This window comes from Acinetobacter sp. YH12041, assembly GCF_013419975.1.
In the GTDB taxonomy this organism is placed as follows: Bacteria; Pseudomonadota; Gammaproteobacteria; order Pseudomonadales; family Moraxellaceae; genus Acinetobacter.
The window spans coordinates 1-7,943 of sequence record NZ_VOZC01000036.1 but is presented as its reverse complement, the minus strand read 5'-3'; the positions used below and the strand labels follow the sequence as shown (position 1 = coordinate 7,943).

General features: G+C 39.1%; 3 protein-coding genes. All 3 read right to left on the bottom strand.

Features of this window, described 5'->3' with window-relative positions:
• Nucleotides 1-145 precede the first annotated feature (145 nt).
• The 3 genes from FTU00_RS15075 to FTU00_RS15065 all read right to left on the bottom strand — a co-directional run bounded on the left by FTU00_RS15075 (nucleotide 146) and on the right by FTU00_RS15065 (nucleotide 7,942).
• Nucleotides 146-1,189, bottom strand: coding sequence for a metallophosphoesterase (locus tag FTU00_RS15075; RefSeq protein ID WP_180179975.1), 1,044 nt, complete (start codon nucleotides 1,187-1,189; stop codon nucleotides 146-148).
• Between the two features lie 248 nt (nucleotides 1,190-1,437).
• The gene (locus FTU00_RS15070) at nucleotides 1,438-3,675 is read right to left on the bottom strand and encodes an NADP-dependent isocitrate dehydrogenase (protein WP_034170011.1); all 2,238 of its coding nucleotides are present in this window, start codon (nucleotides 3,673-3,675) and stop codon (nucleotides 1,438-1,440) included.
• Nucleotides 3,676-4,597: 922 nt separating this feature from the next.
• Entirely contained in the window at nucleotides 4,598-7,942 is a 3,345-nt protein-coding gene (locus FTU00_RS15065) for an Ig-like domain-containing protein (protein ID WP_373686197.1), read from the bottom strand.
• Between the last annotated feature and the right edge of the window lies 1 nt (nucleotide 7,943).

Sequence of the window (7,943 nt, the reverse complement as noted above, 5' to 3'; positions counted from 1 at the left end):
GAATAATTCAAGTGAATTTGTTTGAAAGAAGAACTTTAAAAGCTTTATTTTCACCCGATAAAATACCCATAAAACAAGAGGAAGCTCATTTGAGCTTCCTCTTGTGAAAAATTGTGGGACAGCAATGTCTTCGTGGCTGCTTTTTTTACGTCATTTTTTGAGTGAAATACTGCTGGCCATCTTCAAAAATCACCAGATTTTCAGGCAGTCTTAAAGCCCCAAGATGATGAGCATACTCAGCCTGTTGCTGTCGGTCACGATAACGCCTGCCCACTGAATAGTCGACACAGAATACATTCTGCTGCTGTCCAAACCATTGCAGAGCATCAATATGCTTAAACAGACCGGATTTTTCTTCGGTGGTTTTAAAGTTTCTCCAATAATGGCCAATCACCACAGGTATCCTATCTGTATAACGCTCCCACCATGGCAAACGGTCAATCATACGCCAGCGCCCCCCTGCATAGACTGGACGTTGTGCAATTTTTTCTGCGCCTGAGCTTAAGGTACGAATCGGATTTTGCATCTGGTCGCGTAACTCTTTTTCAGCGATATATTTTAATAAGGGAATACTGGCTGCTGGATCCTTGAATTGTTCCTGATATTGCTGCTGTTCACTCTGGATATATTCATCAAAGCCTAAAGTCTGTAACTCAAGCTCATTTTTCAGGACAAAATGATCATAAGCCTGTCTGATTGAATTAAAAGGAACAGATTTCAATTGTTGAATTGCCTGTGTATCCCAGCAAGCATGCACAATTCTTAAATGGGGTGCATCTAGAGCCAAAGGCAGGCTGTTTAGAAATTCTAGAATCCATGCACGATCCTGAATTGAAGCCTGAACTGAATCAAAAGTTTTGAGATCATCCTGATGCGGTGAACCAAAAAACCAGCCATTGCCTTCCCGTAGCGTATCGGTTAACAAGTTGATTTCATGATTACCCAGAATGCATTGCGCATTGCCATTTTCTATTAAGGTTTTAACCTGTCTGATGACAGCGATACTGTCTGGTCCACGATCACACAGATCCCCGACAAAAATCAGTTTACGCTGTTCAGGATGACGACCTTGCAGATCGTAGCCCAATACTTCTAACAATTGTTGTAGCGCATCAATCTCACCATGAATATCGCCAACAATATCCACCGGACCATCAAAAGTCTGCTGTATGAATATCTGATTACTCATGGCTCTACCCTACCCAGGTCAATAAAACCTTTTTTTTAATATAGCGCTTATACTTTAAATCAATATAACAATTTCAGAATTATTTTTTAATCATTTCGATTATTCAATCAAATAACGATAGATCAGAAACTTAACTGAAATCTCATTTCTTCATTTCTTATCTAAATGTATATCTAAAAACAATAAAAAACCGGCGCCTAAGCACCGGTTTTATTCACTTTACGAGCTTTAAAGCTAGTACAGCCTGATTAAGCATTTAGTGATTCAATGATTTGGTTCAATGTAGCACTTGGACGCATTACAGCATTTACTTTTGCAGGATCAACTGCATAGTAACCACCGATATCTACAGATTGGCCTTGAACTGCATTCAATTCGCTTACGATCTTCTCTTCATTTTCAGCAAGAGACTGAGCGATCGGTGCAAATTTCGCTTTCAATTCTGCATCTTCGTCTTGCGCTACAAGTTCTTCAGCCCAGAATTTAGCCAGGTAGAAGTGGCTGCCACGGTTGTCTAGCTCGCCAGTACGACGTGATGGAGACTTGTCATTGTCAAGCAATTTACCAGTCGCAGCATCCAGTGTTTTCGCAAGCAGTTTCGCACGTGCATTGTTTTCTTTAATGCCCATTTCTTCCAGAGAAACAGCCAATGCCAAGAACTCACCTAGAGAATCCCAACGTAAGTGGTTTTCTTCTACCAATTGTTGTACGTGTTTAGGTGCAGAACCACCAGCACCAGTTTCGTACATACCGCCACCTGCCATTAAAGGCACGATAGACAGCATTTTCGCAGAAGTACCAAGTTCCATGATTGGGAACAAGTCAGTCAGGTAATCACGCAGGATGTTACCAGTTACTGAAATGGTATCCAGACCGCGAGCAACACGTTCAAGTGTATAACGCATCGCACGTACTTGAGACATGATTTGGATGTCTAAACCTTCTGTATCGTGGTCTTTCAGGTATGTTTGAACTTTTTTGATCAGTTCGTTTTCGTGTGGACGGTACGGGTCAAGCCAGAAGATTGCTGGCATGCCAGAGTTACGTGCACGAGTTACAGCCAGTTTCACCCAGTCGCGGATCGGTGCGTCTTTCACCTGGCACATACGCCAGATATCACCTTCTTCCACGTTTTGAGACATCAACACTTCACCAGTTTCAAGGTCAGTGATGTTCGCAACACCCGCTTCTGGAATTTCGAAAGTCTTGTCGTGAGAACCGTATTCTTCAGCTTTTTGAGCCATCAGACCAACGTTAGGAACTGTACCCATAGTACGTGGGTCGAAGTTACCATTCCATTTACAGAAGTTGATCATTTCCTGATAAATACGTGCGAATGTAGATTCAGGCATAACTGCTTTACAGTCGTAAGGTTTACCGTCAGCACCCCACATTTTACCGCCAGTACGGATCATTGCAGGCATAGAAGCATCTACAATCACGTCGTTTGGAGAATGGAAGTTAGTAATACCTTTTGCAGAATCAACCATCGCAAGTGCTGGACGATGTTCTTGGCATGCATGAAGATCTTCAATGATTTCTTCGCGTAAAGAAGTTGGTAAAGATTCGATTTTTTCGTAAAGACCAGCCATACCGTTATTTACGTTAATGCCTAGCTCGTCGAACAGTTTACCGTGTTTCTCAAACGCATCTTTGTAGTAAATACGTACACAGTGACCGAATACAATCGGGTGTGATACTTTCATCATGGTCGCTTTAACGTGTAAAGAGAACAGGATGCCAGCTTCTTTACAATCTTCTAATTCTTTTTCATAGAAGTCGCAAAGGGCTTTTTTGCTCATGAACATTGAGTCGATGATTTCGCCGTCTTGAAGCGCAACTTTTGGCTTAAGAACGATAGTTTCACCAGACTTGGTGATCAGTTCCATTTTCACATTACGTGCACGGTCTAAAGTCATAGACTTTTCGCCATGGTAGAAGTCGCCTTCTTGCATGTGAGAAACGTGAGTTTGTGACCAAGGTTTCCATTCACCCATAGAATGTGGGTGTTTTTTCGCGTAGTTTTTCACTGCTGTCGGCGCACGACGGTCAGAGTTACCTTCACGAAGTACTGGGTTCACTGCTGAACCTAGGCACTTGCTATAACGCGCTTTAATTGCTTTTTCTTCTTCAGTAGTCGGATTTTCCGGATAATCAGGCAGTGCATAGCCCTTAGACTGAAGTTCTTTAATGCATGACGTCAACTGAGCAACAGACGCACTAATATTAGGGAGTTTAATGATATTAGTATCTGGGTCCTGAGTAAGACGACCTAATTCTGCCAGGTTATCTGAAACTTTCTGCTCATCGCTTAGATAGTCTGCGAATTCTGCAAGTACGCGTGCGGCTACAGAGATGTCTGTCTTAACAATCTCAACGCCCGCCGGCTTAGTAAAGGTCTCAATGATCGGCAGTAGAGAGTAAGTCGCCAATAATGGCGCCTCGTCGGTCAGTGTGTAAATGATTGTTGACTTTCCACCAGCCATATATAGCCCCTTGCTTTGGATTGAGTTTCTGATCATCAGGCTTTTGGCCTAATTTCAGCGAACCGGTTACTTAAATAAACTTTGAAAGTAGTGGTGCTGGTTGCACCTCAGTCAAAGGAATATCAATACATATTCAACTTTGCCTGAAAAATTCGTAAAAATTGTCAGCGTGATTCACCGACAGCAGTATTCTACGTGAAAATGAACCTTTTTTCGAATCGGCACATTGCCAAACCATGCGATTTGTGCATTAGAAGGTTAATTTGCAGATTTTGCTTAATTTTACCAAAAATTATAATTTAATCATTATAATTCAATTACTTAAATTAAAAATCAGACAAATTCACCTATAAACTTAATGTGTGCTTAATTCGGTTTTTTGCCATCAATTTTTATCTACATGTTGGGTATCATGAAAATAAATTATCAATGGCCGTAATTTCCATAAGTATGGGTTAAAAAGCGAATTGAAACAGATCTGCTCCTTCCTATCGAAATTTATGATCTGCACCTGATAAATTGAAAGTTGATCCTGAAGACTTAAGACAACTTAAACAATAGTCATTTTTCTACTCTTTCTTCAGTTTAAATTATGTGCATTTTTTTAATCGAATTTATGAAAAATGGACATCAAGGTGAACTCTGGATATAGATAGATATTCATTTTTCTTTAGATACTTTCTAAATATCCTCTTAGGAATCCATTTAATATTTCTATAGAATTTAATATCGATGAAAAATAATTATTAACCAACAGCTTAGTTCAAGTCTTTCAAGAGACTATTTTTCTTATTTAAAACAACTATTCTTTATTTCCAATAAGCATAAAAAATATTTTAATTCATTACTTTAAATAAAAAACCGAGCTAATGAGTTAACTCGGTTTTTTAAAAACTAGAATATTACTTAAAGCTAAATAATATTAGATACTCATTGTATTTGGCATCAGCAACTCATTGTATACATCCACTCGATAATTACTTACCAAGGTGCTAGCATCAATGCTCGATGCAGAGGCAGTAGTAGTTGCTATCGTATCGCCAATGAATTGGGTTAAATCTACTTCATTATCAGCAGATTCAATTAGCAATGACGCCACTGAATTCTCTGCAACCAGCAGAGGATCAGCAGGATGATCAAACACTTTATTATCTCCTATACTCAACACATCAAGTAAGGATTCTTCACCAATGGAGAAAAGTGCAGGTTGAGGCGCACTGACTTTATTTAAGATGGTTTCACGATCCCAAATAGTACCATCATCAAATTCGATTTCACTGATCCCATAATTTTTATAAATTTCTAGATCAGACAAATGATTTTCAACCTTTAACGGTTTGCTATAACCATTGACATAGATCTCTAGAGTACTACCAGCCTGTTTTAAAATTACCTCTGAAGTGCTATAACCTTTAAGCTGTAGAACATTTTTATCTTGATCAGAATTACTATCAATAATAGTAATTAATTGATTTGCATCTTGATAGATATCTGCCTTTTCAAAAATATATGTATCGCTACCTTCACCACCTCTTAATGCTGAAGTCGTTCCGCCTTGAGCATTCAAGATATCATCACCCTCTTCACCATATAGGAAGCTCTGACCACCACCACCGAGTAAAATATCATCGCCAGCGCCACCATAAAGATGGTCATCATTATCAAACAGCCCTAAATCGTACGAGTTACCTACCAAAGTATCGTTACCATTACCGCCATAAACATAACTATTTGGACCTTTTGCTTCTAAATAGTCATCTCCATCATATCCATAGATCGTAGCGCTTTCTTCAGCGATAAGGATATCATTCTGATCTGTCCCATCAATTCTATTGACTAACATATCAAGGATGGTTTCACGATCCCAAATAGTGCCGTCATCGAATTGAATTTCACTAATTCCGTAATTTGTATAAATGCTCAAATCAGATAGATGATTTTCAATAACGATTGGTTTACTATAACCATTGACATAGATCTCTAGAGTACTACCAGCCTGTTTTAAAATTACCTCTGAAGTGCTATAACCTTTAAGCTGTAGAACATTTTTATCTTGATCAGAATTACTATCAATAATAGTAATTAATTGATTTGCATCTTGATAGATATCTGCCTTTTCAAAAATATATGTATCGCTACCTTCACCACCTCTTAATGCTGAAGTCGTTCCGCCTTGAGCATTCAAGATATCATCACCCTCTTCACCATATAGGAAGCTCTGACCACCACCACCGAGTAAAATATCATCGCCAGCGCCACCATATAAATAATCTGTAACTTCTGTTCCTTTTAAGATATTGTGTTCAGAATTATTTGTTGGTTTATACGTTCCTGAAACTTCACTAATATTATAGATTTTTTCAGCTATATTCCCTGCTGCATCAGTTGCAATGACTTTATATTTCGCTGAATTCCAACCTACCGTATTGTTGAGCTTAACAGCCTGCCATTGATCATTTACCCATTTGTAAACTTCATATGCATCTGTTGGCGCATTAAAAATGAATTGATCATTCTGTGCATCATACCTAAATACAGATTGCAATTCAGGTGCAGTCAAATCAACTGTAATGGTTTTAATATCGGTGTAGCTTTCATTCCCTACAAAATCGGTCACTTTCGCTCTAAAACTATATGTACCCTCATCAAAGAAATTAAATCCATCACCCCAATAATCAAACTGGCGCTCTAACTTAAACCAAGTGACACCACCATCAGTTGAATATTGATACTCGACAGTGCTATTTAATTCATTACCTCGAATCGATAAATCAAACGATGCGTCATTCGTAATGTCATCAATTACCGAGATGCCAGAATCTTCAAAATCAGTAAAGATCAATTCACCAGCAACAGGTGGTGTAATATCTGTAGTGATATAAACCTGATAACCACTTTGGGTCTGACCATCCATACTGCTAATTTGAATGTTGAGTTGATCATTCAAACCTTTTGCATCTAAACCTGATTCAGACCAATTTGACTGATATGTATAAGAACCATTCGCTTTTAATGTAAGAGTACCATGCTCTGTTTGATAGGTGATTGATGCTACATTGCCCTTACCATTTTCAACTCGGATTTCTTGATCACCTACTTTTAGAATATAGCTTTGTGGGGCTGAAACTTTGCCATTTACATCAGCAAAAATATGACCGACTACCGTTTCATAGCCATCAAACACTAATTCATTTACGAGTTTTTCTTGTTTTACAACTAACTCAAAATCTGTATTCCAAGAATATGCATCGAGCTGTAAAGTGTAATGACCAAGTGTCAACCCTTCAGCAAGAATAAGATCTTGATAACTTAAACCTATGCTTGAAATTGATTTAGACCCAGAAGAACTAATTCCATCTCCATAGATACTATAGCTATAAGAACCATTTATAATGCCCGATGCCGTAGTTAAGCTGAGAATAATTGACGCATTTTCACCTGTCACTTCAAAATCAACATAAACATACATCGAGCTTTGATCTTGTTGACTATAGACGATGTCATCTTTCAATACCGTCTGTGTTTCAAATATTTCAGCTAATTCAAAGTGTGCATCTACATTTTCTAACTGAGCAATTGGAGCATATAAGTTTTTCGTTACTGCATTACCCGCCTGATCTTTAGCAATAACTTCAAGCTTTTCACCATTCTTATAAGCTTTATTCAAAGTAACGCTGTACTTGCCTTCAGCATCTGCAAGTGCTGTACCCACTACTTTACCATTATAGCTTACAGTCACCGTTGCACCCGCTTCGGTTGTACCGGTCACCGTTTTATTGTCTGCAGCCAATTCTTGCGTCAAGGTCGCAGGTGCTGTCGTATCCGGTGCTGTGATCGTATTTGGTTTGGTGCTGTTATTGGCTTTGTCTGTCGCAATCACTTCGAGCTTTTCACCATTGGTGAAGGCTGGAGTCAAGGTCAATGTGTATTGACCATCTGTACCTGCAATCGCTGTACCAACCACTTGTCCATTGAATGTCGCTGTTACTGTAGCACCAGCTTCGGTTTTACCTGTGATCGTTTGACCATCCGCACTGATTACTTGCGTTAAGCTTGATGGCGCTGTGGTATCTGGTGCTGTTACTGCATTTGGTTTGGTACTGTTATTGGCTGTATCAGTTGCAACAACTTCAAGCTTCTCACCATTCTTATAAGCTTTATTCAAAGTAACGCTGTACTTGCCTTCAGCATCTGCAAGTGCTGTACCCACTACTTTACCATTATAGCTTACAGTCACCGTTGCACCCGCTTCGGTTGTACCGGTCACA

Bases quoted from the DNA above. Each gene is read 5' to 3' on its own strand.
- FTU00_RS15070 (WP_034170011.1), bottom strand. From the start codon at position 3,675: ATGGCTGGTGGAAAGTCAACAATCATTTACACACTGACCGACGAGGCG.
- FTU00_RS15075 (WP_180179975.1), bottom strand. From the start codon at position 1,189: ATGAGTAATCAGATATTCATACAGCAGACTTTTGATGGTCCGGTGGAT.